The organism is Saccharothrix sp. ST-888 (assembly GCF_000955975.1).
Classification (GTDB): Bacteria; Actinomycetota; Actinomycetes; order Streptomycetales; family Streptomycetaceae; genus Kitasatospora.
Window position 1 is genome coordinate 1 of sequence record NZ_JYJF01000461.1, and the last position, 378, is coordinate 378.

Genomic DNA, 378 nt, shown 5'->3' on the forward strand with positions numbered 1-378 from the left:
TTCCTCCACCTCGTCCAGGCCGGCTCAACCGCAGCCGGCTCCATCGTAGAGCGCTGCCAGGACGTCAGCCCCATACCGCCGGACCCCCGCCTCATCCTCTGCCTTCTCAACTCCCGCATCGCAGGGTCCGGTTACCTCACGGTTGCCACCCTCATGCCTGCACCCCCCGCCCAGCCCACCCTCCAGCCGTCCGGCGGCAGCGACGGCGTCCAGCCCGTCAACCTCGCCACCGTCCTCGCCGCCGGCTTCGCCCCGATCGACGACGTCCTGCCGATCAACCTCTGTGCCAACACCACCGCCTCCGGCCGCGCCCCCCCGCACCCCGTCATCAGCGCCCCACTGCACTGGACCCTGGCCCGCCGCACCCGCTCTCTGGCC

1 protein-coding gene is annotated in these 378 nt (G+C 72.2%); it reads left to right on the plus strand.

The window, feature by feature from the left end:
• Positions 1-153 precede the first annotated feature (153 nt).
• A partial coding sequence (locus UK12_RS40420; protein ID WP_156179115.1) for a hypothetical protein occupies positions 154-378 on the plus strand: 225 nt, incomplete at its 3' end.